General features: G+C 63.0%; 24 protein-coding genes. 6 read left to right on the plus strand and 18 right to left on the minus strand.

What is annotated here, in order from left to right; all coding sequences use genetic code 11:
• Nucleotides 1-32 precede the first annotated feature (32 nt).
• Both GV829_RS12485 and GV829_RS12490 read right to left on the minus strand, forming a co-directional pair.
• Nucleotides 33-1,853, minus strand: coding sequence for an arylsulfatase (locus GV829_RS12485; protein WP_246202878.1), 1,821 nt, complete (start codon nt 1,851-1,853; stop codon nt 33-35).
• Nucleotides 1,850-2,929, minus strand: a complete 1,080-nt coding sequence (locus GV829_RS12490; RefSeq protein ID WP_246202879.1) for an MBL fold metallo-hydrolase — start codon at nt 2,927-2,929, stop codon at nt 1,850-1,852. Before GV829_RS12490 ends, GV829_RS12485 begins: the two co-directional genes overlap by 4 nt.
• A 136-nt stretch (nt 2,930-3,065) precedes the next feature.
• Here GV829_RS12490 and GV829_RS12495 point away from each other — a divergent pair, with 136 nt between their 5' ends.
• Together GV829_RS12495 and GV829_RS12500 are read left to right on the plus strand one after the other, a co-directional pair.
• Complete coding sequence (locus GV829_RS12495; protein ID WP_169947135.1) at nt 3,066-4,178, plus strand: S-(hydroxymethyl)glutathione dehydrogenase/class III alcohol dehydrogenase; 1,113 nt, start codon at nt 3,066-3,068, stop codon at nt 4,176-4,178.
• Between the two features lie 36 nt (nt 4,179-4,214).
• Nucleotides 4,215-4,592: a VOC family protein gene (locus GV829_RS12500; protein WP_169947136.1), complete on the plus strand. Its 378-nt coding sequence runs from the start codon at nt 4,215-4,217 to the stop codon at nt 4,590-4,592.
• A gap of 72 nt (nt 4,593-4,664) precedes the next feature.
• On the opposite strand, the gene GV829_RS12505 is transcribed toward GV829_RS12500, so the two are convergent.
• The 14 genes from GV829_RS12505 to GV829_RS14425 all read right to left on the minus strand — a co-directional run bounded on the left by GV829_RS12505 (nt 4,665) and on the right by GV829_RS14425 (nt 17,545).
• Nucleotides 4,665-5,444 (minus strand): SDR family NAD(P)-dependent oxidoreductase, encoded by a 780-nt coding sequence (locus GV829_RS12505; RefSeq protein ID WP_169947137.1) that lies wholly within the window; start codon nt 5,442-5,444, stop codon nt 4,665-4,667.
• A gap of 212 nt (nt 5,445-5,656) precedes the next feature.
• Entirely contained in the window at nt 5,657-5,887 is a 231-nt protein-coding gene (gene rpmE / locus GV829_RS12510) for a 50S ribosomal protein L31 (RefSeq protein WP_169947138.1), read from the minus strand.
• A 119-nt stretch (nt 5,888-6,006) separates the two neighbouring features.
• Entirely contained in the window at nt 6,007-6,477 is a 471-nt protein-coding gene (gene fabZ / locus GV829_RS12515) for a 3-hydroxyacyl-ACP dehydratase FabZ (protein ID WP_169947139.1), read from the minus strand.
• 28 nt (nt 6,478-6,505) lie between these two features.
• On the minus strand, nt 6,506-7,189 hold the full coding sequence (locus tag GV829_RS12520) for an OmpH/Skp family outer membrane protein (RefSeq protein WP_169947140.1): 684 nt from the start codon (nt 7,187-7,189) through the stop codon (nt 6,506-6,508).
• Nucleotides 7,189-9,855, minus strand: coding sequence for an outer membrane protein assembly factor BamA (gene bamA, locus GV829_RS12525; RefSeq protein WP_169947141.1), 2,667 nt, complete (start codon nt 9,853-9,855; stop codon nt 7,189-7,191). Before bamA ends, GV829_RS12520 begins: the two co-directional genes overlap by 1 nt.
• A gap of 87 nt (nt 9,856-9,942) precedes the next feature.
• Nucleotides 9,943-11,064 (minus strand): RIP metalloprotease RseP, encoded by a 1,122-nt coding sequence (rseP, locus tag GV829_RS12530; RefSeq protein ID WP_169947143.1) that lies wholly within the window; start codon nt 11,062-11,064, stop codon nt 9,943-9,945.
• A gap of 35 nt (nt 11,065-11,099) precedes the next feature.
• The gene (dxr, locus tag GV829_RS12535; protein WP_169947145.1) at nt 11,100-12,257 is read right to left on the minus strand and encodes a 1-deoxy-D-xylulose-5-phosphate reductoisomerase; all 1,158 of its coding nucleotides are present in this window, start codon (nt 12,255-12,257) and stop codon (nt 11,100-11,102) included.
• Nucleotides 12,257-12,988 (minus strand): phosphatidate cytidylyltransferase, encoded by a 732-nt coding sequence (locus GV829_RS12540; protein ID WP_169947147.1) that lies wholly within the window; start codon nt 12,986-12,988, stop codon nt 12,257-12,259. The genes dxr and GV829_RS12540 overlap by 1 nt, the downstream gene beginning before the upstream one ends.
• The gene (gene uppS / locus GV829_RS12545; RefSeq protein WP_169947149.1) at nt 12,988-13,689 is read right to left on the minus strand and encodes an undecaprenyl pyrophosphate synthase; all 702 of its coding nucleotides are present in this window, start codon (nt 13,687-13,689) and stop codon (nt 12,988-12,990) included. The genes GV829_RS12540 and uppS overlap by 1 nt, the downstream gene beginning before the upstream one ends.
• Nucleotides 13,690-13,836: 147 nt before the next feature.
• Nucleotides 13,837-14,394, minus strand: coding sequence for a ribosome recycling factor (frr, locus tag GV829_RS12550; protein WP_169947152.1), 558 nt, complete (start codon nt 14,392-14,394; stop codon nt 13,837-13,839).
• A 4-nt stretch (nt 14,395-14,398) separates the two neighbouring features.
• The gene (gene pyrH / locus GV829_RS12555) at nt 14,399-15,124 is read right to left on the minus strand and encodes a UMP kinase (RefSeq protein WP_169947154.1); all 726 of its coding nucleotides are present in this window, start codon (nt 15,122-15,124) and stop codon (nt 14,399-14,401) included.
• Between the two features lie 175 nt (nt 15,125-15,299).
• On the minus strand, nt 15,300-16,226 hold the full coding sequence (gene tsf / locus GV829_RS12560; protein ID WP_169947156.1) for a translation elongation factor Ts: 927 nt from the start codon (nt 16,224-16,226) through the stop codon (nt 15,300-15,302).
• Between the two features lie 211 nt (nt 16,227-16,437).
• Nucleotides 16,438-17,244, minus strand: coding sequence for a 30S ribosomal protein S2 (rpsB, locus tag GV829_RS12565; protein ID WP_169947158.1), 807 nt, complete (start codon nt 17,242-17,244; stop codon nt 16,438-16,440).
• Nucleotides 17,245-17,422: 178 nt separating this feature from the next.
• Nucleotides 17,423-17,545, minus strand: a complete 123-nt coding sequence (locus tag GV829_RS14425) for a hypothetical protein (protein WP_281356136.1) — start codon at nt 17,543-17,545, stop codon at nt 17,423-17,425.
• A 375-nt stretch (nt 17,546-17,920) separates the two neighbouring features.
• Here GV829_RS14425 and GV829_RS12570 point away from each other — a divergent pair, with 375 nt between their 5' ends.
• Nucleotides 17,921-18,157: a hypothetical protein gene (locus GV829_RS12570; protein ID WP_169947160.1), complete on the plus strand. Its 237-nt coding sequence runs from the start codon at nt 17,921-17,923 to the stop codon at nt 18,155-18,157.
• Here GV829_RS12570 and GV829_RS12575 read toward each other — a convergent pair.
• On the minus strand, nt 18,133-18,972 hold the full coding sequence (locus tag GV829_RS12575; protein ID WP_169947161.1) for a CDP-alcohol phosphatidyltransferase family protein: 840 nt from the start codon (nt 18,970-18,972) through the stop codon (nt 18,133-18,135). The two genes, GV829_RS12570 and GV829_RS12575, sit on opposite strands and share 25 nt — an antisense overlap.
• Nucleotides 18,962-19,696, minus strand: a complete 735-nt coding sequence (locus GV829_RS12580) for a phosphatidylserine decarboxylase (RefSeq protein WP_169947162.1) — start codon at nt 19,694-19,696, stop codon at nt 18,962-18,964. The genes GV829_RS12575 and GV829_RS12580 overlap by 11 nt, the downstream gene beginning before the upstream one ends.
• 204 nt (nt 19,697-19,900) lie before the next feature.
• Between GV829_RS12580 and GV829_RS12585 the strand changes: the two genes are divergently transcribed.
• From GV829_RS12585 to GV829_RS12595, 3 genes are all read left to right on the plus strand, one after another.
• Complete coding sequence (locus tag GV829_RS12585; protein WP_169947163.1) at nt 19,901-21,121, plus strand: NADP-dependent isocitrate dehydrogenase; 1,221 nt, start codon at nt 19,901-19,903, stop codon at nt 21,119-21,121.
• 4 nt (nt 21,122-21,125) lie between these two features.
• Complete coding sequence (locus GV829_RS12590) at nt 21,126-21,917, plus strand: hypothetical protein (RefSeq protein WP_169947164.1); 792 nt, start codon at nt 21,126-21,128, stop codon at nt 21,915-21,917.
• Nucleotides 21,918-22,102: 185 nt separating this feature from the next.
• The gene (locus tag GV829_RS12595) at nt 22,103-23,113 is read left to right on the plus strand and encodes a hypothetical protein (protein ID WP_169947165.1); all 1,011 of its coding nucleotides are present in this window, start codon (nt 22,103-22,105) and stop codon (nt 23,111-23,113) included.
• Nucleotides 23,114-23,183: the final 70 nt, after the last annotated feature.

Here is a 23,183-nt window from a genome sequence, read left to right on the forward strand (position 1 = left end):
AGGAAGCGTCTGGCAGGGCGACGAACGCGGGACTAAGTCCGCTTCCGCCTCCGCCGCCACCAGACCAGGCCGGCAATGCCTGCCACCAGCGCCAGAACCCATGGCCACAGTGCCAGCAGCCGCGGAATGAGCAGGTTACTGAGCGCATTGTCGAATATCTGCTTGGGCGCTGAATAGCCTTCGGGCATTGGCAACACGCCATTGGCCTTGGCCCAGTCATTGTAATCCGCCTGCATCTGGGCATGGATCGAAGGCTCGGCGCTGGCCAGATTGGTCACTTCTCCCGGGTCCTGCGCGATATTGTACAATTCCCATTCACCCGTCCCATAGGGCGGCAGATTCTTGACCAGCTTCCAGTCACCCTTGAACAGCACGGCATTACCCGACAATTCGTAACCGAACGGCGCGTCGGCAGGATGAACGCCCTCAACCTGCCCTGTCAGGGCCGGCGTCAGATCCCGGCCTATCATTGGCTCCACTGCCCGGCCGCGCCATTCGCCCTGCTGTGGAGCCACACCTGCCAGCGACAAAAGCGTCGGTGTGATGTCGGTGACATGGGCAAATCCACCAGCCACGCTGCCGGTCCGGAATGCAGGATTACCCGGCCAGGCAATGATCAGCGGCACACGCAAGCCACCTTCGCTGGCGGTGAACTTGTAGCCGCGCAGCGGACTGGAAACCGAACTGGCCCAGCCAGCGCCGATCGAGGTAAAGGACCCTCGGCGGCCCTGTTGCTCGACCCGCTGGTCATACAGCATGCGGGTGTTGAAAGTGGTGAAACCCCCGGCCGACATCGGGTCTGTGGCCTCGCCGCCGTTATCCGACAGAAAAACAAAGATGGTCCGCTCATATTCGCCAATGGCCTTGAGATGATCGACCAGCCGGCCGACCTCCCGGTCCATCGCCGTCGCCATGCCGCCATAGACCTCCATCGCCCCGGTTCGTTGCGCGCGCTCCTCCGGCGTCAGCCGCGCCCAGTCGCCGGTCGTGTCCATCCGAACGAAGCGCATGCCTTCGGGCATCACGCCGGCGCGGATTGCCCCTTCGCGCCTCGATCGGCGCAGCGCGTCCCAGCCGGCGTCATAGCGTCCGTCATACGCTGCCACATCGGCATCGCTCGCCTGCACCGGAATGTGATTGGCGATGAAGTTGACCGAAGCAAGGAAGGGCCGCCCGGAACCGCGTCCTTCGTCGATATAGCCCATCATCTTGTCGATGATCAGCGTTGACGAATAGAATCTCTCGGGCAACACCGCTCGCCGCCCGTCTTCGGTCCAGTCCGCTTCATCATAGAGCAGCAGATTCGGCTTGTTCTCGAAATTGTCCGCTCCCGACTGGGACAGGGCAAAGGCGCGGCGGTACCCCCGCGCCGTCGGCAGCGTCTCCGGCGTATGACCCAGATGCCATTTGCCCGACAAATAGGTCGCATATCCAGCGGCACCCAATTGTTCGGCGATCGTTACCACGCGGTCGTTGATGTGCGATTCATATCCCGGTTTGCCGAGGTGCTCGGGCGGGATTGTCTCGGGCATGTTGCCCAGGCCGGCGCGATGGTTGATCACCCCCGTCTGCAACATCGCCCGAGTCGGCGAACAACTGCCGGCGACGTGGAAATTGCTGAACCGGACTCCATTGGCCGCTAACGCATCCAGATTGGGCGTCGCCATCTCGCCGCCAAAGGCACCGACATCGGTAAAACCCCAGTCATCGGCCAGCAATATGACGATATTCGGCTTCGACGGATCCGGTTCCACCGGGTTTGCAGGGGAACCATTTGACGATTGTGCACCGGCCAGCGTCAGGCTCGTCAAACCCAACAGGATGATGCCCGCGCCATAAAGCTTCGTCTTCAAAGCAAGTCCTCCCGCTCGATAACCTCACTACCGGCGGGCAGCGAAAACAACATGCCATCCTCACCGACGATTATTGGTCCGTCAAAATCATCCACTGCATCGCCCAGAAAGGCGGCGTAAAAGGCGGATGACGGCAATGGCGGCACCAGATGGGTCAGCACCAGCTGGCGCACGCCCGCCGCCTTGGCGGCCTTGGCCGCATCCTCAGGCGAGGCGTGATAATTGAGGATGTCGCGGGTAATCTGCGCCACATTTGCCTGGCCGCGTGCATCCAGCGCCCGCGTCATGGGCCCGACCATCGCCGGTTGCAGGGCCTCGTGCAGCAAAAGGTCGGCGCCTCGTGCATTGCGCACAATATTGGGACTGGCTGCCGTGTCACCGCTTATGACGATCGACCGTCCCCTATAGTCAAAACGATAGCCAACCGCAGGGTCAACCGGCCCATGGTCAACGCGAAAGGCGGTAATTGTCAGTCCGTCACGCTCCAGCAGCACCACCGGCGTACCATCCGCAGGTGGCTCCGCAAACGGCATCGCCACACCCCCGGCTCCGCCTGGCGGGACAATGCGTTCACCATGGTGGCCAACGCGATAGCCATTGTCGGTGGCGTAAGCGGCGTTGAACCCTGCTACCACCGCCTCGACCCCGGTCGGGCCATGGATCGGCAACGGGCTGGTCGTCGTCCCTTGCGTCCAGCGCAACAGCATCAACGGCCCGATGCCGTCGATATGGTCGCTATGAAAATGGGTGAGCAACAAGCCGTTGATCCGGGCCACCGGGATTTGGCCAAGCCCCAGCTTGCGGGAAGCGCCTTCCCCGCTGTCGACGACATAAATTTGCCGCCCGGCTATCACTGCCGCGCAAGGGCCCGCGCGCCCGGCATCGGGCAAGGGCGATCCGGTTCCGCACAGATAAAGATGCAATCCATCAGGCAAATCGCGCGTCGAGTCACCGCCTGCCCTTGCCTCGACCGCCTGAGCATACAACCGTGCGCCAAGTTCGCGCTGGAACAGCAGCCAGCCCCCGACCAGCAACAGCGCCAGAATCACCAGTCCGATCAGCGGCCTGCGCATCATACTCTCCTCGTTACGCCGATCGTGGCTGATAATTTGGCACTTATACTGCCGATATATTAGCGGTCTGGCAAGCGGCTTGCGCCCTGCCCCTCCCGCTGCAATAGGTTGCAGCAAGAGACTGTTGGAGACCAGAGGAATGAAGACCCGCGCTGCCGTCGCCTTTGAAGCCAAAAAACCGCTCGAAATCGTCGAGTTGGACCTTGAAGGACCACGCGCGGGAGAAGTGCTGGTCGAAATCATGGCGACCGGCATCTGTCATACCGACGCTTATACGCTCGACGGCTACGACAGCGAGGGCATCTTTCCCTCGATCCTGGGCCATGAAGGCGCGGGTATCGTCCGTGAAGTCGGCACTGGCGTCACAAGCGTCGCACCGGGCGACCATGTGATCCCGCTGTACACTCCGGAATGCCGCCAGTGCAAAAGCTGCCTTTCGGGCAAGACCAACCTGTGCACAGCCATACGCGCGACGCAAGGCAAGGGCCTGATGCCCGATGGCACCACGCGCTTCTCCTACAAGGGGCAGCCTATCTATCATTATATGGGCTGCTCTACCTTCTCCAACTTCACCGTCCTGCCCGAAATCGCCGTGGCAAAAATCCGCGAGGACGCACCTTTCCAGACCAGCTGCTACATCGGTTGCGGCGTCACCACCGGCGTGGGCGCGGTGGTCAACACCGCCAAGGTGGCACCAGGCGACAATATCGTCGTTTTCGGTCTCGGCGGCATTGGCCTTAATGTGCTGCAGGGCGCGAAAATGGCCGGTGCCGGCAAGATCATCGGCGTTGACATCAACCCTGACCGGCAGGAATGGGGCCGCAAGTTCGGAATGACCGATTTCATCGACGGGCGAGGCAAGTCGCGCGACGAGATCATTGCCGAAGTGCTCACCCTCACTGATGGCGGCGCGGACTACAGCTTTGACTGCACGGGCAATACCGAAGTGATGCGCACCGCGCTTGAATGCTGCCATCGCGGCTGGGGGACCAGCATCATCATCGGCGTGGCTGAGGCCGGCAAGGAAATCAGCACTCGCCCGTTCCAGCTTGTTACCGGCCGCAACTGGCGCGGCACGGCGTTCGGCGGAGCCAAGGGCCGCACCGACGTGCCCAAGATCGTCGACTGGTACATGAACGGGAAGATCCAGATCGACCCGATGATTACCCACGTGCTGACGCTGGATGAGATCAACAAGGGTTTCGACCTGATGCATGCGGGTGAGAGCATCCGCAGCGTCGTCGTTTACTGAGACCCCACACCGACTTCACAAGGAGAGGAAAAGCCTATGTTCTCACATATCATGGTCGGCTCGAACGACATTGCCAAGTCAAAGGCCTTCTACGACGCGACCTTCGCGGCGTTCGGGGGCAATCCGGCGATTGTCGATCCCAATGGCCGCCTCATCTACATGCACAATGGCGGCATGTTCCTGGTTACCCCGCCGATCAATGGCGAGCCGGCAACCCACGCCAATGGCGGCACGATCGGTTTTGCGATGACGCCGGAACAGGCCGACGCCTGGCACGCGGCAGGTTGCGCCAATGGCGGCACCGCCTGCGAAGACCCGCCGGGTGTGCGCGCCGGCGGCTTTGGCGATCTCTACCTCGCCTATCTGCGCGATCCGGACGGCAACAAGCTCTGCGCCCTGCACCGCATGGGCTGAGGCAAACAGCCCCCTCCCCATCGTCTCGCGATGGGGAGGGGGCAATCCTCAGGGCTGACGGACGGCAAATCCTCAGAAAATCGTGTACCCCCCGTCGATCACCAGGCTGTCGCCGGTATGAAACCGCGACGCATCCGAAGCCAGATAGACAGCAACCCCGGCGAAATCCTCGCCCTCGCCCCACCGCCGCATCGGCACTCGGCCAATCGCCTTTTCGTTGAACGTGTCCCACGCCTGCAACGGCTTTGTCATGTCGGTGGCGATCCAGCCGGGCAGCACAGCATTGGCGCGAATGCCATATTTGGCATATTCAACCGCCAGTCCGCGCACCATAGCCTGCACCGCCGCCTTGCTCGAAGCATAGGCCTGGTTACGCGGCGCCCCGTGAATGGCCGATGTCGATGATGTCACCAGCAACGACCCGCCCCGATCCCCGGCCTCGCTGCGCGCGACCATATGTTTCAGCGCCTCGCGGAACGTCCAGAATACTGCATCCAGGTTGACCGTCATCACCCGGCGCCAGCCTTCGGTCGTCTGATCGGTGAATGGCGCCCCACCGCCGATCCCGGCATTGGCCGCGCAAAAATCGAGCCGTCCGAACCGCTCCAGCACGCCCGCCACGCCGGCCACCACCGCGGCTTCATCCGCAACGTCGACTTGCTGCACCAGCACCTCGATGCCATGCGCTTTCAAACGTGCTTCCGCCTCGGCATTTTTCTCGGGCTTCATCCCCCAGATCGCAACATTGGCTCCCGCTGCGGCCAGTCCTTCGGCCATGCCCAGCCCGATGCCGCCGTTGCCGCCGGTCACCAGCGCAACCTTTCCGCTAAGGTCAAAAGGTGTGAAGGCCATTTCTTTCTCCCATGGGCTGCTTTTCACCACAGTGGGCGATCACAAGGGTCATGCCAACCCACAGCCGTGACAGGAACGCATTCTCCCATCGCCATGCGATGAGAAGTTGGCAGCGCTCATGGCTGACGAAGGGGAAATGCCGAAACAGAAAAAGGGGCCGCCCGAACCCGGACGACCCCTTTTGATCCTGTACAAGCCAATGCGGCGTTCGATCAGCTCTTCTTGAGGCTGAGACCACCGAAACGCTTGTTGAACTTGGCAACCTGGCCGCCCGAATCGAGCATCGTGCCCTTGCCGCCGGTCCAGGCCGGGTGCGCCGACGGATCAATGTCGAGCTGCAGCGTGTCGCCTTCCTTGCCCCAGGTCGAGCGGGTTTCGAACACGGTTCCGTTGGTCAGCTGGACCTTGATCATGTGATAGTCGGGGTGGACATTCTGCTTCATGTTTGTGTCTCCAAATTGGCTGGTTTCCGACCAGCCGGAGGATGGCCGCCTGACGCGACCGGAAAAGGAAGGCCGCCCGTTAGACGGACAGACACCTAATGGCAAGCCTTTTGCCAGTCTCAGGCCGGCGGATCAGCGATCATCGCGGTAAAGCTGCACTCCGCTGCCACGCTGCCATCGTCGAACAGCGCTTTGCCGTTGAATTTGCAGATCGTCCGCTTGGCCTGCACGATTTCGGCATGAAGGTTCAGCAGGCAGCCGGGCTCGACCGGCTTCCTGAACTTCGCCCCTTCGATCGCCATGAAATAGACCAGCTTGCCACTGTCGGCGAGTCCCATCGATTCAATGGCGAGCACCCCGGCGGCCTGTGCCAGCGCCTCGACGATGAGGACGCCGGGCATGATTGGCCGGCCGGGGAAATGGCCCTGGAAAAAGGGCTCGTTCATGCTGACCGCCTTGACCGCATGGATGCTCTGGTCGGGAACCACAGAGACCACCCGGTCAACCAGCAGCATCGGGTAACGATGCGGCAACAGGGCCGTGATGCGGCGGACGTCAAATCCACCGGTCGTGGCTGGCGTGTCACTCATGCGTGCGAGCCCCCAATCAGCTGCCGGATCAGCGCGTCGGTGCGGCGGCAGGCGCCGGAACTGCAGGCGCGGCCGGAGCAGCAGCCTGCGCCTGGGCGCGCAGCAACATGCCCGGCTGGTAGCCGGCTGGCGGGACCGCCTGAACCGAAGGCACCAGACGATTGAGTTCGGCAGTGATCGCCTGCGTCAGGTCGGCGTTGGCATTGTTCCAGAACACGGCATCGCTATTGACCAGCATGTCGATCCGGCGTGCGGTGGTCACGGCATTGACCGCATCCTGCAACTTCAGCGTGATCTGCTCACGCACATAGGTGACGGCGAGTTCGATCGGCGCCGAGAGCTGTTGCAGTTCCTGCTGTGCAGCGGTTTCGCGCGTGCGATAGGCGGTGATGGCATTCTGCAGTGCGGTCGCATTCTGCGGCTGCCGGGCCTGTTCGGCCTGCACCGTCGCGCCCAGCGTCTGCAATTCGGTCTGCAGCGCCTGTGCACGGGTGGCGCGATTCTGGATCTGCGGGGCATAAGAGGTCTGGATCTGGGTGACAGCGGCGGTGAACGCCGTTGTGCCCTGGATCGCGCCGTCGATGTTGGCGGTGGCCACGCTGGGTGCAGCCGGCGCAGCCGTACGCGACTGGGCAAACGCCGGAGCTGTAGCAACGGTCGAAGCTGCGATTGCGGTCGCCGAAAGGGCGACAGCCTTGATCAATGTTTTCATCAGAATTGGGTTCCTACGTTGAATGTGAACAGCTTGGTGTCGTCACCCGGTTCCCTCAGCAGGGCGCGGGCAAGGTCGATACGGAAGGGACCAAAGGGTGAATTCCAGTTCACCCCGATACCGACCGAAAGGCGCGGCGAAATGGTGTCGCCAAAGAATCGCTCGTCGAACGGACGAATGCCGCCAAAACCGGTCGGGCAGACGTTGAACTCGCCACTGGTAGCGCCGGTCGGGCGTGTGCCAAGCTCGGTCGCACCGGTGGTCTGATTGCGGCACAAAGTCTTGTAATTGCCGTCAACGGGGTCACGGAATGTTGCCAGCGACGTCAGCGTCGGCTGGCGCACGTTGAACACCGCGCCCACATCCATGAATACCGAAGGTCGCAGGCCCAATTCGCGGGCACCGCTACCCAACGGCAGGTCGACTTCAAGCCTGCCCTGGTAATAGGCGCGGCCACCCAGGGCGTCATCGACGGTCGTGTTGCGCTCTTCGCCAACCACCGGTGCGGCCGTGTCGGTCAGGTCGACGGCAGTATAACGGATCACACGCGGACCGACGCCGCGAATGTCAAAGCCACGCATCTGTGGCTCGCCCAGGAAGAAGCGGTCGGTCAGGCGGACACGATCGGCACCGGCAGTGTTGCTGTTGTTGCCGAGCGGCTGGATATAGCCACCTTCGGCATAAGCCGAGAGGATGAAATTGCCGAACAGGCGCTGGTGCTTCGATGCATTGGCGCGGGCACGGATGTAGCGAACGCTGCCGCCAAGGCCGGCGACATCGACGCTGAGCACGGCGGACTGGCCGCGTGTTGGACGAATGCGATTGTCGCGATCATCATAGATCAGCGAGAAACCAAGCATCGAGGTTGTCCGCGTGCCCAGGGCATCGCACAAATAGCGCCCCGCAATCAGCGGATCGCACTGGCCATTGAAGAAATAGGTCGCGCGATCGAGCGTCACATCGTCATAGTTGAGCGAATAACGCAGCAACAACGACATATATTCGGTCAACGGTACGCCCGCCTGCACGGTCAGGCCGGTGGTCACCTGCTGGAAGGTGGTCTGCCGATTGTTGTTGATGAAGTTGAACGAATTCAGGTCGCGCCGATAAATGCTGCCCGCGACCGAAATGTTCCGGTCAAAAACATAGGGCTCGGTAAAGCCCAGCTCGATTGACTTGGAATAGCTCGAATAATTGACCGAGGCCGACACTGTCTGGCCCAGGCCACGGAAATTGCGCTGGCGGATCGATCCCTGCAGGATGAAATTCTCGATCGAGGAAAAACCGGCCGACAGCGAGAGTTCGCCGGTCGCCTTTTCTTCGACACTGGTGGTCAGCACCACCCGGTCGGGCGTGGTGCCCGGTTCCTGCCCGATCTCCAGATTTTCCTGGAAATAGCCCAGACTGTTGATCCGGTCCTGTGAGCGGCGAACAAGGAAGCTGTTGAACGCATCGCCTTCATTCAGACGGAATTCGCGACGGATCACCTTGTCCTGCGTCAGCGTGTTGCCATCCACGTCAACCCGCTCGACATAGGCGCGGGGGCTTTCCTGGACCTGGAACACGATTCCCATCGTCCGCGTTTCACGGTTGCGGGTAAAGCGCGGTCGCACTTCGGCAAAGGCGTACCCAAGGAGACCGGCGATTTCCTGCAACCGCTCAACCGTGTCTTCGACCATCTTGGCGTTATACCAGTCGCCTTCCGCCATCGGCAGCTGCGTCTGCAGTGTCTCGGGCGTGAAATCACGCAACTGGCTGTCCACCGAAACCGGGCCGAAACGGTAACGCTCACCCTCCTCGACCACATAGGTGATGATGAAATCCTGCCGGTCGCTGGTCAGTTCGGCCACTGCCGACACCACGCGGAAATCGGCATAGCCGTTGGTCAGGTAGAATTGCCGCAGTTTCTGCTGGTCATAGGCCAGTCGATCAGGGTCATAGGTAGTGTTGGACGACAGAATGGTCGTCAGGCGCCGTTCCTTCGTCGCCATTTCATCCTTGAGGTCGCCGTCAGAAAAGGCTTCGTTGCCGATGATGTTGATCTGGCGGACCCGGCTGCGGTCACCCTCGTGAATTTCAAAAACAATGTCGACGCGATTCTGGTCGAGCCGGACCAGCTGCGGTTCCACCGTCGCCGCATAACGGCCCTGGCGCTTGTAGAGCTCGATGATGCGGGCGACATCGGCGCGCACCCGGCTGCGGGTGTAGATCTGGCGCGGCGCGAGGCGCAGCTCTGGACGGATCTTGTCTTCCTTGAGCCGGCTGTTGCCTTCCAGGATGACGCGGTTGATCACCGGGTTTTCGGTAACCTGGATCACCAGGGCACCGTCATTGTCGGTAATCTGGAAATCGGCGAACAGCTCGGTTTCGGAAAGGTTGCGCAGCGCCGCATCCAGCGTCGCCCGCGAATAGATCTGACCAACACGCAACTGGGCATAGGACCGCACCGTATCCGCTTCCAGTCGCTGGTTCCCAACCACAGTGATTGCGCGGATCGCTCGCGCCGCGGGCGGCGTCGACGCGTCGGCAGCAGCCGGAGAGCCGGGCACGGGCGGCTGCAGCACAGGCGCTGTCTGGGCATAGACCGCGGCAGTCTGGCTGGCGAGCACCGACCCGGCGAGCAATGTCGACAGGACCGAACGGCAATAGGGGCGGCTAGCCTTCACGGGCAACTTTCCTTTTCGAAAAACATCTTGTTGGACCAGATGGTCGCGCGTGGGGCGATCGCGTGCCGCACCTCTGCCCCATGCTGGTCAGCCAATCAAGCCAGCGAGCTTCTGCCAGAGCCCAAATCCGGACAAATCGTTGAAGGTGACAATCAGCATCAGCGTTGCCAGCGCGGCAAAACCAAAGCGGAAAGCCCATTGCTGGGTCGCGATGCTTACCGGACGCCGGCGCACCGCCTCGATCGCGTTAAACAGCAAATGTCCCCCATCGAGCATCGGCAGCGGCAGCAAGTTGACAAAACCGAGGTTGAGCGAAACCATCGCGACAAACATGATGAACGGCAACATGCCCAGCGATGCCTGTTCACCGCTCGCCTTGGCAATCGCCAGCGGTCCGCCGAGATCCTTGATCGACCGCTGACCGAACAGCAATTGGCCGATCACTTCGCCAATCTGACGGGTGATCGCCCAGCATTCCTCGACAGCCGCGATCGGTGCCGCATACCATGCCACCGGCATCAACTCGATGCTCTGGTTGCCGACGCCCAGCATCCCGCGCTTGATCACATTGCCGAACTGGTCGGTTTCCTCCACCAGACGCGGCGTGATGGTCAGTGTGCGTTCACTGCCATTGCGCTCCACGACCACCGTCAGCGTCTGGCCGGGACGATGCGCGACTGCCATCGGAATATCCGGGAAACTGTCCATCGACCGCCCGTCAATACTGACGAAACGGTCGCCGGGCTCTACCCCGGCGGTCGCAGCAGCGGAACCGGGCTGTACCACTTCGGCCACCGGCGGCGTGCCGATCCGGCCATAGGTCGCAAGGAATACCGTCAGTATCACGATGGCGAGCAGGAAATTGGCCATGGGGCCGGCCAGCACCGTCAGACTGCGCTTCCATAGCGCCGCCGCACCAAAACTGCCCTGGGGCTCACTGCCATCCAGTTCATGCGGGGTCGACATGGCGTCGCTGTCGCCGGCAAACTGGACATAGCCACCCAAAGGCAGCCAGCCGACCTTCCAGCGCGTGCCGCGCTTGTCGGTCCAGCCAAATATCTCCTTGCCGAAACCGACCGAAAAGACGTCGGCGCGAATGCCACACCAGCGTCCGACCAGATAATGGCCCAGCTCATGGAAAAACACGAGCGGTCCCAGCACGGCGATGAACGCCAGAACGGTAAAGGGTATGGACGGCGCATCAAACATCGGCGGCATGTCCGGTCTGTGTCGTCATCATGCAATCAGGCTTTGGCAAATGTCACCACCAACTGTTCGGCTCGGGCCCGACTTTCCCGATCCAGGTTGAACACATCATGAAGCGAATGTGGCGCAATAGGGGCAGTCTCGTCAAACAGCCGGGCCGAAATGGCGGCGATGTCCAGGAAACCGATGCGCCGGTCGAGGAAAGCCGCCACCGCCACCTCGTTGGCGGCGTTCAACTGGGCTGGTCGTCCCCCGCCTTCCGCTATCGCCGCCCGCGCCAGCGTCAGGGCCGGGAACCGCTCGAAATCAGGCGCTTCAAACTCCAGTCTGGCCAGTTTGGCGAGATCGAGTGGCGAACAGGGCGTCGCCATCCGGTCGGGCCAGGCCAGCGCCGAGGCAATCGGCACGCGCATGTCCGCCGGTCCCAGCTGGGCGATCGTCGAGCCGTCGACATATTCGACCATCGAATGCACCACCGATTGCGGATGAACGATGATGTCGAGCCGCGCCAGCCCCACCGGGAACAGGTGATAGGCCTCGATCAGTTCGAGCCCCTTGTTCATCATCGTCGCCGAATCGACGCTGATCTTGGCGCCCATCGACCAGTTGGGGTGCGCCACCGCCTGTTCGGGCGTCACGCTGCCCATCTCATTGTGTGAAAAGGTGCGGAACGGCCCGCCGCTCGCGGTCAGCGTGATCTTCGCCACCCGGTCAAGATCGCCCGACAGACACTGGAAAATCGCATTATGCTCACTGTCGACCGGCAGGATCGTCGCGCCCGAAGCGCGCGCCGCCGCCATCATCAGCTCACCGGCCGCAACAAGACTCTCCTTGTTGGCCAGCGCCACCGTCTTGCCGCACTCGATCGCCGCCATCGTCGGTGCCAGCCCCGCGCAGCCAACGATCGCCGCCATCGTCACATCGGCGCCGAGCTTCGCCGCCTCGACCAGCGCCGCCTCACCCGCGGCGACAGCAATGCCCTCACCCGCCAGCGCATGGGCCAACAGCGCCTCGCACCCGGCATCGGCCACAACCGCAACTTCAGGCCTGAACTCGCGCGCCAGCGCCGCCAGCTCGGCGACATTGCCATTGGCGGTCAGTGCAACAACGCGCCACTCATCCCGGTTGCGCCGCACCAGATCAAGCGTCGACTGACCAACCGATCCGGTCGCGCCAAAGATGGAGATGGAGCGCATCACAGCAGGCTCCTCATGAGCATGACCACGCCCAACACAAAACAGACGGCCAGCAAGCCATCGGTACGGTCAAACAGTCCGCCATGCCCTGGTATCAGCGACCCGGAATCCTTCACTCCCGACCGCCGCTTCATCCAGCTTTCGAAGAAATCACCGGTCTGGGCGATGATGGCACACAGCAACGCCACACCAGCCAGCACCCACCAATCCAGAACGATGATATAATCATCATGGGCGACTTGATCGACCGACCCACCGCTTTGCAAGGCAGGATTGCCGTTGAAGCCGACCAACAGCACAGCCGCGGCCAACGCTCCGCCAATCAGCCCCGACCAGGTTTTGCTCGGGCTGATCTTCGGCGCAATCTTCGGCCCGCCAAAGGTCCGGCCAGCGAAATAGGCGCCGACATCGACCGCCACGACAACCGCCAACGGTGCCAGTGCCGCTGCCAGCCCCATCCAGCGCAGCATCACCAGCGTCCAGACCGCCACGCCGATATAGGTAACGCCCGCCACGGCCCACATCGCCGCATCGCCCCGCGTCTTGGCAATCCCGCGCGCAAGGTTCGACCATTCCCACAGCACGCCCAGCCCCACCGCGCAGGCAAACGCCGTCCACCACCAGCCGCCGAGCCACAGCGCCGTTCCCGCCACCGCGACCATGACAATCGCCGACAGCGTCCGCACACCAAGATCGGATTTCTGGCGCACCGGGGTCCCGCGTTCACCCATCACAATCCCCCGTACCGCCGCTCACGCCGGCCAAATTCCTGCACCGCTTCGGCCAGATGCGCCGGTGAGAAATCAGGCCACAACACATCGGTGAACCAGAACTCGGCATAGGCCGCCTGCCAAAGCAGGAAGTTCGACAGGCGCTGTTCCCCACTCGTGCGGATCACCAGATCGAGCGGCGGCATGTCGGCGGTATAGAGGTGCTGCTCTATCCCCTCGACCGTGATCGCCTCGGGTCCACCCGCCTCGACCAGCATCCGCGCCGCGCGCACCAGTTCGGCCTGCGATCCATAGTTGAGCGCAATCGCCAGCTGCGATCCCGTGTTGTCGGCGGTGCGGGCCAGCGCGCCCTCGACCACCTCACGCACATCGACGGAAAAGGCGGAAAGGTCACCGATGATCTTGAGGCGCACATTGTTGGCGTCAAATTCGTCAATGTCACTTTCGATGAAGCGCTTCAACAGGCCCATCAGCGCCGACACCTCATCCTCGGGCCGCTTCCAGTTCTCGGACGAAAAGGCATAGAGCGTCATCGCCTCCAGCCCCATGTCGCGCCCGGCGCGGGTGATCGTCCGCACCGCCTCAACGCCCGCCCGGTGCCCGGCGACGCGCGGCAGCAACCGCTTCTTCGCCCAGCGGCCATTGCCATCCATGATGATGGCCACATGGCGCGGCAGCGTCAGGGCCTTGGCGTCAGCCACCCAAATCCTCCCCGCTTGCGGGGAGGTGGCAGCCGGAACGGCTGGCGGAGGGGGCTATCCTGTTGCACCGAAGTTGGCGGGCCTCGAAAGCCGCCTCCGTCAGTCTTGCGGACCGCCACCTCCCCGTATCGGGGAGGGTAACATGACTCACTGTCCCAGGATTTCCTTTTCCTTGGCGACGGCGGCGGCATCGATGTCGGCAATCGCCTTGTCGGTCATCTTCTGCACTTCGCCTTCGAGCTTCTTCTGCTCGTCCTCGCTGATCTCGCCCTTCTTCTCGTCGGTCTTCAGCGCGTCATTGGCGTCGCGGCGCACATTGCGCACCGCAATCCGTCCCTTTTCGGCATATTGCCCGGCGAGTTTGGACAGTTCCTTGCGGCGCTCCTGAGTCATTTCGGGGATCGGCAGGCGCAGCGTCTGGCCATCGACAATCGGGTTGAGGCCAAGGCCCGCCGAACGGATCGCCTTGTCGACCGGGCCTACGTTCGATTTGTCCCACACCTGCACGCTCAGCATGCGCGGCTCAGGCGCGGAGACCGACGCGACCTGGTTGATTGGCATGTGGCTGCCATAAACCTCGACCGTTACCGGATCGAGCATGCCGACATTGGCGCGGCCGGTCCGCAAGCCAGCCAGGTCATTCTTCAGCGCCTCGACAGCGCCGTTCATGCGGCGCTCGACATCGGCCTTGTCATATTTGGGCATGGGTTCAGTCCTTCCTGTTGCCGACCAGCGTCGATGTTCCCTCACCCGCCAGCACGCGGGCAAGGTTACCCGGTTCGCGGATGTTGAAGACGATGATCGGGATATTGCTGTCACGGCACAGCGCAATGGCGCTCGCGTCCATGACCTTGAGGTTGTCGGCCAGCACCGTGTCATAGGAAACGACATCATAACGCTTGGCCGATGCATTGGTCTTGGGGTCGCTGTCATAGACGCCGTCGACCGACGTTCCCTTGAACAGCGCGTCGCACTTCATCTCGGCGGCCCGCAGCGCGGCGCCCGAATCGGTGGTGAAATAGGGGCTGCCGACACCGGCGGCAAAAATCACCACCCTGCCCTTTTCAAGATGACGTTCGGCCCTGCGGCGGATCACCGGCTCGCACACCTGGTCCATCTGCACCGCCGATTGCACGCGGGTATGGACGCCGATCTGTTCGAGCGCATTCTGCATGGCGAGCGCGTTCATCACCGTCGCCAGCATGCCCATATAGTCGGCCTGCGCCCGGTCCATGCCCTTGGCCGCACCGGCCATGCCGCGGAAGATGTTGCCACCGCCGATGACGAGGCAGATTTCGAGGCCGGTTTCCTTGGCCGCCTTCACCTCGGCGGCCATGCTCGCGACTGTCGCCGGATCAATGCCAAAACCCTGTTCCCCCATCAGCACTTCCCCCGACAGTTTGAGGAGGATGCGGCGATAGGTCGGGTTGGTCATGGTCAGCCTGTCGGTTGTGGGTCTTGGTCGGCGCGGACCCTAGCGGCGGGGGCAAGCCTTGGAAAGGGGAAGGTTGCTCCGGTAACCGGATCAACCGCCCTCAATTTGTCAAAGGGCCGCCCTCGCTTGCGGCAAGGACGGCCCTCCAAATGTCATGCGAACCGGAAGTCCGGGATCAGACGCCGGCAGCAGCCGCGACTTCGGCAGCGAAGTCGCTTTCCTTCTTTTCGATGCCTTCGCCCAGCTGCATGCGGACGAACTGCGTCAGGGTGATGGTCGCACCGGCTTCCTTGCCTGCGGCAGCGATCACTTCGGCGACCGGGGTCTTGCCGTCCATGACGAACGGCTGGCTGAGCAGCGCATTTTCCTTGCGGAACTTGGCCATCGAACCGTCGACCATCTTGGCGACGATGTCGGCCGGCTTGCCGCTTTCGGCAGCCTTTTCCTCGGCGATCGCGCGCTCGCGGGCGACGAGGTCGGCGTCGAGCGCCTCACCGGTCAGCGCCAGCGGGTTCGAAGCCGCGACGTGCATGGCAAGCTGCTTGCCCAGAGCTTCGAGGCTGGCAGCCGGCGCGGTGCTTTCCAGCGCGATCAGCACGCCGATCTTGCCCATGCCGGCGGTGGCGGCATTGTGGACATAGCTGACGACAGCGCCTTCCTTGACCTCGACAATCGCGGCGCGGCGCAGCGACTGGTTTTCGCCGATGGTGGCGATGTTGCTGGTCAGCACATCACCAACGGTGCCGCCGGCCGGATGCTCGGCGCCCTTCAGGGCTTCGACATCGGCCTCACCCTTGGCAAGGGCGATATCGGTGACCGAACGGACGAAGTCCTGGAACTGCTCGTTCTTGGCGACGAAGTCGGTTTCCGAATTGACTTCGACCAGCGCGCCGCGCGTACCACGGGTGGCAACGCCGACCAGGCCTTCGGCGGCAACGCGGCCAGCCTTCTTGGCAGCGGCGGCAAGGCCCTTGGTGCGCAGCCAGTCAACCGCTGCTTCGACGTCGCCATTGGTTTCGGCAAGCGCCTTCTTGCAATCCATCATGCCTGCGCCGGTACGGTCACGCAGGTCCTTCACGGTGGCGGCAGTAACTTCAGCCATTGTCTGTTCCTTCATATTGGCGGGGCGGGCGCAACGGCACTTCCCCAATCCCGTTCGGGCTGAGCCTGTCGAAGCCCCGTCCTTGCTTGCACTGGACGGCCTATCGACGGGCAGAGGGCGAACGGATCAAAAAGCGGAATGGCCCCATCGCCTGACAGGGCCGCTATCGGCGAAAAGCGACGGCGCCATGACAGCGCCGTCACCCTCAGTCTCAGGCTTCCGGAGCCGCTTCTTCGGTCGCGGCTTCTTCAGCAACCGGAGCGGTTTCGATCAGCGTTTCTTCAACCGGCGCTTCTTCCTGCGCACCCAGGTCGACACCGCGCGCGGCAGCGGCATTCTGGTTGCCCTTGGTCGAGGCGGCAGCGACCGCTTCGCAGTACAGGCGGATGGCGCGGGCAGCGTCGTCATTGCCCGGAACCGGGAAAGCGATGCCGTCGGGGCTGACGTTCGAATCGAGGATGGCGACCACCGGGATACCCAGCGTGTTGGCTTCCTTGATCGCCAGCTCTTCCTTGTTGGCGTCGATGACGAACATCACGTCCGGAATGCCGCCCATGTCGCGGATGCCGCCCAGGCTGGCTTCCAGCTTGTCGCGCTCGCGCGTCAGCTGCAGCACTTCCTTCTTGGTGATGCCCGAAGCGCCGTCAGCCAGCTTCTCTTCGAGCGTCTTGAGGCGCTTGATCGAGTTGGCGATGGTCTTCCAGTTGGTCAGCATGCCGCCCAGCCAACGGTGGTTGACGAAATGCTGGCCCGAAGCGCGGGCCGCATCGGCCACGGCCTGCTGCGCCTGGCGCTTGGTGCCGACGAACAGCACCTTGCCGCCGGCGGCAACCGTCTGGCTGATGAAGTCGAGCGCGCGCGCGAACAGCGGCACGGTCTGCGACAGGTCGAGGATGTGGATGCCGTTGCGATCGCCAAAGATGTACGGCTTCATGCGCGGGTTCCAGCGGTGGGTCTGGTGGCCGAAATGCGCGCCGGCTTCGATCAATTGCTGCAGGGTAACGGTGGGAGCCGCCATAACTAGTCTTCCTTCCGGTTGTTCCTCTGGCAGGCAAGAACCTCGGCAGTTTCCCGCTCCGGCACCGGTATGTGCGCCCACCATGTGGAGTTGAGGTGGCGCGCTTAGCCGCAAGGTCGGCGAAAAGCAAGGGGGCATAACCCGCCCGCCCGAGCGGCTTGCCCGGCATCGGGCCCGCTCAGCAGACAATCAAACGCCGGAATACCGATCCCCGCGTCTCGACGCCGCGGTCGCGGAACAGGATCAGCGCCCACTCGCGGCCGCGCCGGTCAAAGTTATAGTCGAGCACGCTGTGGTGCATGCTTTTGCGCACTGACGCGAACAGGCGACCGTTGGGCTCCGAGCGGATGTTGAGTAGAGTCCCCGATGTGTCTCACACGGTACGGGGCATTGGCTGCGCCTTTCTGGGAGTAGCCGTCAGAGCAACCGCTCGGGCCGATCCCGCAACCATCGCCAAGCCAGCTATCGAAGTTTGCGAAACATTCCGTCACCATTTCACCCAATCAGGCCGCCTGACCTAAAAGAACAAAAAGTGAAAATACCCTCTTGACGGACGAGCTGGAGCGGAACATGTTAGGAACATGGAGCGAAAGGCCCTGACCCGACGTTCCACCGCACTTCAGGACGCTTTGCGCAGCATCGACCGCGCCGGGCTTCCCAGCACAGGAACAGGCACATGGTCCATCTGATGCTCTCGCTTGGTTTCACCGCGCTACTGCTCGTCGGCTTCCGCTCGATCTGGCACGATCTCACCCGCCCGCTGGTCATGCAGCCCTGGGATGATGAGGTCGGGATCGCCCTGCCCGCTCCTGTCAGTGCCGCACGGCCGGCCATGACTGCATCGGTGACACAACTTCACCACGCCGCCCGCTATCGGGCGGACGCGGCTCAGGCGCTGCCGCTCGCCGCCTGATCGGCTGCCGCCGCCGACAGTCGCTGCCGCACCCGGCGATAGGTCAGGACGCTGAACGGGATGGTCGCGAGATAGACGAGCGCAAAACCGAGCAATGTCTGCAAGGGGGCGGAGACGAGGGCGGCGCCCAGCAAGGCGATGCCGGCAATGGCCATCAACCGCCATTCACGGCGGATACGCAGGCTCGACCAGTTGAAGGTCGCGATATTGCTGATCATCAGCAACGCAACAATGACCACCCAGGGCATGACCACATACCAGCTGCGGAACAGTGGCTCATGCGTGATGAGCCACAGCGCCAGCGGAATGAAGGCAAGGCCCGCGCCCATCGGCGCCGGCACGCCTGTGTTAAATCCTGCGGACTTGTGCGGCTGGTCAGCCACATCGATATTGGCATTGAACCGCGCCAACCGCAGTGCGCAACATACCGTCAGTGACAGCGCCGCCGTCCAGCCGAACTTGGGCGCATCCTCCAGCGACCACAGGTACAAAATCGTCGCCGGAGCGACGCCAAAGGCGATGACGTCCGACAGCGAATCCAGTTCCGCGCCAAATCGTGTGTTTGCCTTGAGCAACCGGGCGATGCGCCCGTCGATGCCATCCAGCATCCCTGCGCCGACCACCAGCAACAGGGCCAGCAACCATTCTTCGGAGATCGCGGCGCGCACGCCCGACAGGCCGCAGCACAGTGCCAGTGCCGTCACGGCATTGGGAACAAAGGCCCGCAGCGGTATGCCGCCCACCTTGCGATAGGCGCGCGGCGCCTCTCCGGCTGCGACTGCCTCGGTCGACGCGGCTTCAGCCTTATTGGGCAACGCCAAGCCTTTCGAGCGTGTCGCCGATTTCGGCAATCACCGTTTCGCCGGCCACCGTGCGCTGCCCCGAAAGCACGCGCGGCACCGTTCCGGCGGGGAGATAGACGTCAACCCGGCTGCCAAATCGGATCAGGCCGATACGCTGCCCCGCCTCGACATGGTCACCCGGCTTGGCATGGGCCACGATACGCCGCGCGACCAGCCCGGCGATCTGGGTAAAGCCGATGCGCAGCCGGTCGTGCCGCTCGATCAGGAAATGCTGCCGCTCATTCTCCTCGCTCGCCTTGTCGAGGTCGGCATTGAGGAAGGCACCGGCGATATAGTGGCGGTGCGTCACCGTGCCCGCGATCGGCGCGCGGTTGATGTGCACGTCGAACACATTCATGAAAATCGACACACGCGTCACCGGCCCGCTGCCCAGCGCGTCCGCGCCCTGCAATTCCGGCGGCGGCGGCACCATGGCGATCTGTGTCACCAGCCCGTCAGCCGGAGAAATGATCAGCGAGTCACCCTGGGGTGTTACCCGCACCGGGTCGCGGAAAAAGGCCGCGACCCAGATGGTCACGCCCGCCATCGGCCATGCCAGCGTTTCCCACGCCATCCACGCCAGGAACAACGTCACGGCGGCAGCGATCAGGATGAACTTGCGGCCTTCCGGGTGGATGGCCGGCCATGCCCAGCGAGCGCTGGAACCGGGGGTGTTGGCACTGGTGGGGGCAGTCATAAGCTCTTTCAGGCGACCTGGGGATGGCCCTTCCTAATGCCTTGTCGCCCAACGCACAATCGCTGCCTTCATTCTGACACCGAAATGAAGCATGGGGACCGGGCGCTGACGCCGCTCCGCTTATGCATATTGCGCGCGGGCCCGGCTTTGCCTAAGGGCAGCGCCATTCCACTCCCCAGTGATTGAACGAAAAGGCACGCGCGCATGGCCAAGATCAAGGTGAAAAACCCGGTTGTCGAGCTCGACGGCGACGAGATGACCCGCATCATCTGGCAGTGGATCCGCGAAAAGCTGATCCTGCCCTATCTCGATATCGATCTGAAATATTACGACCTCAGCGTCGAAAACCGCGATGCCACCGATGACCGCGTCACCGTGGAATCGGCCAATGCGATCAAGGAGTTCGGCGTTGGCGTGAAGTGCGCCACCATCACGCCGGACGAAGCCCGCGTCGAGGAATTCAACCTCAAGAAGATGTGGAAATCGCCCAACGGCACCATCCGCAACATCCTCGGCGGTGTTGTCTTCCGCGAACCGATCGTCATCCGCAACGTGCCGCGCCTCGTCCCCGGCTGGACCGACCCGATCGTCGTTGGCCGCCACGCCTTTGGTGACCAGTATCGCGCCACCGATTATCGCGTGCCCGGACCCGGCAAGCTTCGCCTCGTCTTCGAAGGCGATGATGGCACTGTCATCGACGAGGAAGTGTTCGTCTTCCCCTCGTCCGGCGTCGCCATGGCGATGTACAACCTCGACGATTCGATCCGCGATTTCGCCCGCGCCAGCATGAACTACGCGCTGGGCCGCGGCTGGCCGCTGTACCTGTCGACCAAGAACACGATCATGAAGGCCTATGACGGCCGCTTCAAGGATCTGTTCGAGGAAGTTTTCAACAATGAATTCAAGGCACAGTTTGATGCTGCTGGCATCAGCTATGAACATCGCCTGATCGACGACATGGTCGCTTCGGCGCTCAAGTGGAACGGCAAGTTCGTCTGGGCCTGCAAGAATTATGACGGTGACGTGCAGTCAGACACCGTCGCGCAGGGTTTTGGCTCGCTCGGCCTGATGACCTCGGTCCTGCTTTCGCCTGATGGCAAGACGGTCGAGGCCGAAGCCGCGCACGGCACCGTCACCCGCCACTATCGCCAGCATCAGCAGGGCAAGGCGACCTCGACCAACCCGATCGCCTCGATCTTCGCCTGGACGCAGGGCCTCGCCTATCGCGGCAAGTTCGATGACACGCCCGAAGTGGTCCGTTTTGCCGAAACGCTGGAACGCGTCTGCATCGAAACGGTCGAAAATGGCGACATGACCAAGGATCTTGCCATCCTGATCGGCCCGGATCAGCAGTGGCAGACCACCGAGCAATTCTTCGAATCGATCCGCGCCAATCTGGAAGCCGAAATGGGCAAGTGGTCATAAGGCGTTGAACCTCAACGCTTTCACTCGAAAGACGGCAACGGCGGCGGGCTTACTCGCCGCCGTTTTGCTGTCGTCCACCGGGCCGGCCAGTGCCGAGCCGACTGCTGCCAGTGCCGATGCCGAACTCTCCCCGGACAGCGGGCCCGCGGATGCTGGCGACAGCGATGACATCGTCGTCGTCGGCGACAATGGCAACCTGTTCCGGCTGACCGCGGATTCATTGCGTGATGCCGCCCGCGCCTATAGCCAGCATCGCGGCACTTTTGCCCCGGCGGCCAGCCTGTTTCTCCAGGTCGAAGCGGCCGATGGCAGCAGCCTAGATGATGTCGAGCTTTACTTGCGCGCCCGTCGCCTCGGCGCCGATGGCGACCGACAAGGCATCGACCTGCCGCTCGATGCCAACCATCGCGCCGTCCTGCCGGTGGATCAGGTCCTCAGCGGCCAATGGGAATTGCGCACCAACCGGGCACGTGGCGGCATCCGCATCCGGCCATTGGTGCTATCCCCCGGCAGCTCGCTGGCTGACCGCCGCTTTGGCGACCTCCGGGTGCAATGCCGTGTCTCAATCGCCTTCTCGCGGCTCAGCCTGCCGATGCGGGCACTCGCTGGCGCTCTTGGTCCCTGCGGCAGCAGTCGCGTCACCCTGTTGACCCGGGCCAGCCGCCCCATCACTACCGCCACCGTCACCGGCTATCCCGCACCGCTGCCGATCCGCGATGACGGAGTGACCTACGCCGTGCCCCTGCACGATCAGACCATCTCGAACGAAGCCCGCCTGCGCCTCACCTACCGCTGAGTGGCGTTGCACCTGTCCTCCCCATCGACCTGCGATGGGGAGGTGGCATCGCGAAGCGATGACGGATGGGCACGGATCAACGCACCGGGATAAGAACAAAACCAATACGAAATCCAGCAATGGATTGAATTACCGCCAGTCTTTCAGCTGTCCTACATATAACCAAATGGGTTATTCTTTGGCCCATGCCACAGAAACCCAAATGGACCGCCGCGACCCGTGCGGCCTTTATCGCCCGGCTTGCGGAATGTGGAGAGGTGCGCGCCGCCCTCGCCACCGTCGGCCTGTCGCCCAATTCGGCCTATCGCCTGCGCGCGACAGATCCCGACTTTGCCCGCGCATGGGACGCCGCGCTGCTCCACAGTCGCCAGACCATCGTTGCCGAACTGACCAGCCGCGCCCTGCATGGCTGGCAGGAGGAGGTGTGGTTTCGCGGGGAGCTGGTCGGCACCCGGACCCGGCACGACAGCCGCCTGTTGCTCGCCCTCATCGCGCGGCTCGATGCCGCAGCGGGCAAGGCGGATGAGGAGCGCGTCCGACGGGCCGCGCCTCATTTTGGCGATGTGTTGGCGGCATTGCGGCATGACGTGCCGCTTGACCCATGGTTTGCCGCTTCGCTCGCGGAAAAGCAGGAGCAGGCGATAGACAAGGCATGCCGCCGCCAGCGCTTCTGGCATTTTGCCGCGCTGATGGACGATGAGATGATCGCGGACGTCATGGGGCCTGACCCCCGCTGCGCGGACGAGGAAGAAGAGTGGCCTGAAAAAGACCAAGACGAAGAAGAGGAAGAGGACGACCAAGAAAGAGAAGCGCTGCCCACATCGGCCGTCGGACATCCGGCCTTTTCGTGCGCAGCGGACGCCCCGGGGAGCTCTAAGGTGCCGCCCTGCTCCAAGCCCGCTGGCGCACAGCCCCTCACCAGCATAGCCGAAGGGCTCGGGGCCGAGGCTGATCTTTCTCCGCCACGTGGGTGTCACCCTGTGTCAACCATGGCCAGCGAAGCACAGGGAAAACCGCCATCCGTCCTCGCGTTACCAGCCGATGTGACACCGCCGCCAACACCGCCTCAGCCCGAACCCATGCCCGGCCCGCTCAACGCCATCGAGCGTGAGGCGGTCGAAGGCGACATGGCGGTGCTCTGTCTCGCCCGGATCGGCTCGATGGACAGCCTCACGCCCTATCCATTGCCGCCATGACGTCATGACGGCGTGGCGCCACGCCCTGCCCGGTCACCAACCCCAACCACTGCCCAGCCCACGGCCGCCC

Origin of the sequence: Sphingomonas lacunae, assembly GCF_012979535.1 — a bacterium.
GTDB lineage: Bacteria > Pseudomonadota > Alphaproteobacteria > Sphingomonadales > Sphingomonadaceae > Sphingopyxis > Sphingopyxis lacunae.

Coding starts and splice junctions, on each gene's coding strand:
- GV829_RS12490 (WP_246202879.1), bottom strand. CDS start 2,929: ATGATGCGCAGGCCGCTGATCGGACTGGTGATTCTGGCGCTGTTGCTG.
- GV829_RS12495 (WP_169947135.1), top strand. CDS start 3,066: ATGAAGACCCGCGCTGCCGTCGCCTTTGAAGCCAAAAAACCGCTCGAA.
- GV829_RS12500 (WP_169947136.1), top strand. CDS start 4,215: ATGTTCTCACATATCATGGTCGGCTCGAACGACATTGCCAAGTCAAAG.
- GV829_RS12505 (WP_169947137.1), bottom strand. CDS start 5,444: ATGGCCTTCACACCTTTTGACCTTAGCGGAAAGGTTGCGCTGGTGACC.
- rpmE (WP_169947138.1), bottom strand. CDS start 5,887: ATGAAGCAGAATGTCCACCCCGACTATCACATGATCAAGGTCCAGCTG.
- fabZ (WP_169947139.1), bottom strand. CDS start 6,477: ATGAGTGACACGCCAGCCACGACCGGTGGATTTGACGTCCGCCGCATC.
- GV829_RS12520 (WP_169947140.1), bottom strand. CDS start 7,189: ATGAAAACATTGATCAAGGCTGTCGCCCTTTCGGCGACCGCAATCGCA.
- rseP (WP_169947143.1), bottom strand. CDS start 11,064: ATGTTTGATGCGCCGTCCATACCCTTTACCGTTCTGGCGTTCATCGCC.
- dxr (WP_169947145.1), bottom strand. CDS start 12,257: ATGCGCTCCATCTCCATCTTTGGCGCGACCGGATCGGTTGGTCAGTCG.
- GV829_RS12540 (WP_169947147.1), bottom strand. CDS start 12,988: ATGGGTGAACGCGGGACCCCGGTGCGCCAGAAATCCGATCTTGGTGTG.
- frr (WP_169947152.1), bottom strand. CDS start 14,394: ATGCCCAAATATGACAAGGCCGATGTCGAGCGCCGCATGAACGGCGCT.
- pyrH (WP_169947154.1), bottom strand. CDS start 15,124: ATGACCAACCCGACCTATCGCCGCATCCTCCTCAAACTGTCGGGGGAA.
- tsf (WP_169947156.1), bottom strand. CDS start 16,226: ATGGCTGAAGTTACTGCCGCCACCGTGAAGGACCTGCGTGACCGTACC.
- rpsB (WP_169947158.1), bottom strand. CDS start 17,244: ATGGCGGCTCCCACCGTTACCCTGCAGCAATTGATCGAAGCCGGCGCG.
- GV829_RS14425 (WP_281356136.1), bottom strand. CDS start 17,545: ATGCACCACAGCGTGCTCGACTATAACTTTGACCGGCGCGGCCGCGAG.
- GV829_RS12570 (WP_169947160.1), top strand. CDS start 17,921: ATGGTCCATCTGATGCTCTCGCTTGGTTTCACCGCGCTACTGCTCGTC.
- GV829_RS12580 (WP_169947162.1), bottom strand. CDS start 19,696: ATGACTGCCCCCACCAGTGCCAACACCCCCGGTTCCAGCGCTCGCTGG.
- GV829_RS12585 (WP_169947163.1), top strand. CDS start 19,901: ATGGCCAAGATCAAGGTGAAAAACCCGGTTGTCGAGCTCGACGGCGAC.
- GV829_RS12595 (WP_169947165.1), top strand. CDS start 22,103: ATGCCACAGAAACCCAAATGGACCGCCGCGACCCGTGCGGCCTTTATC.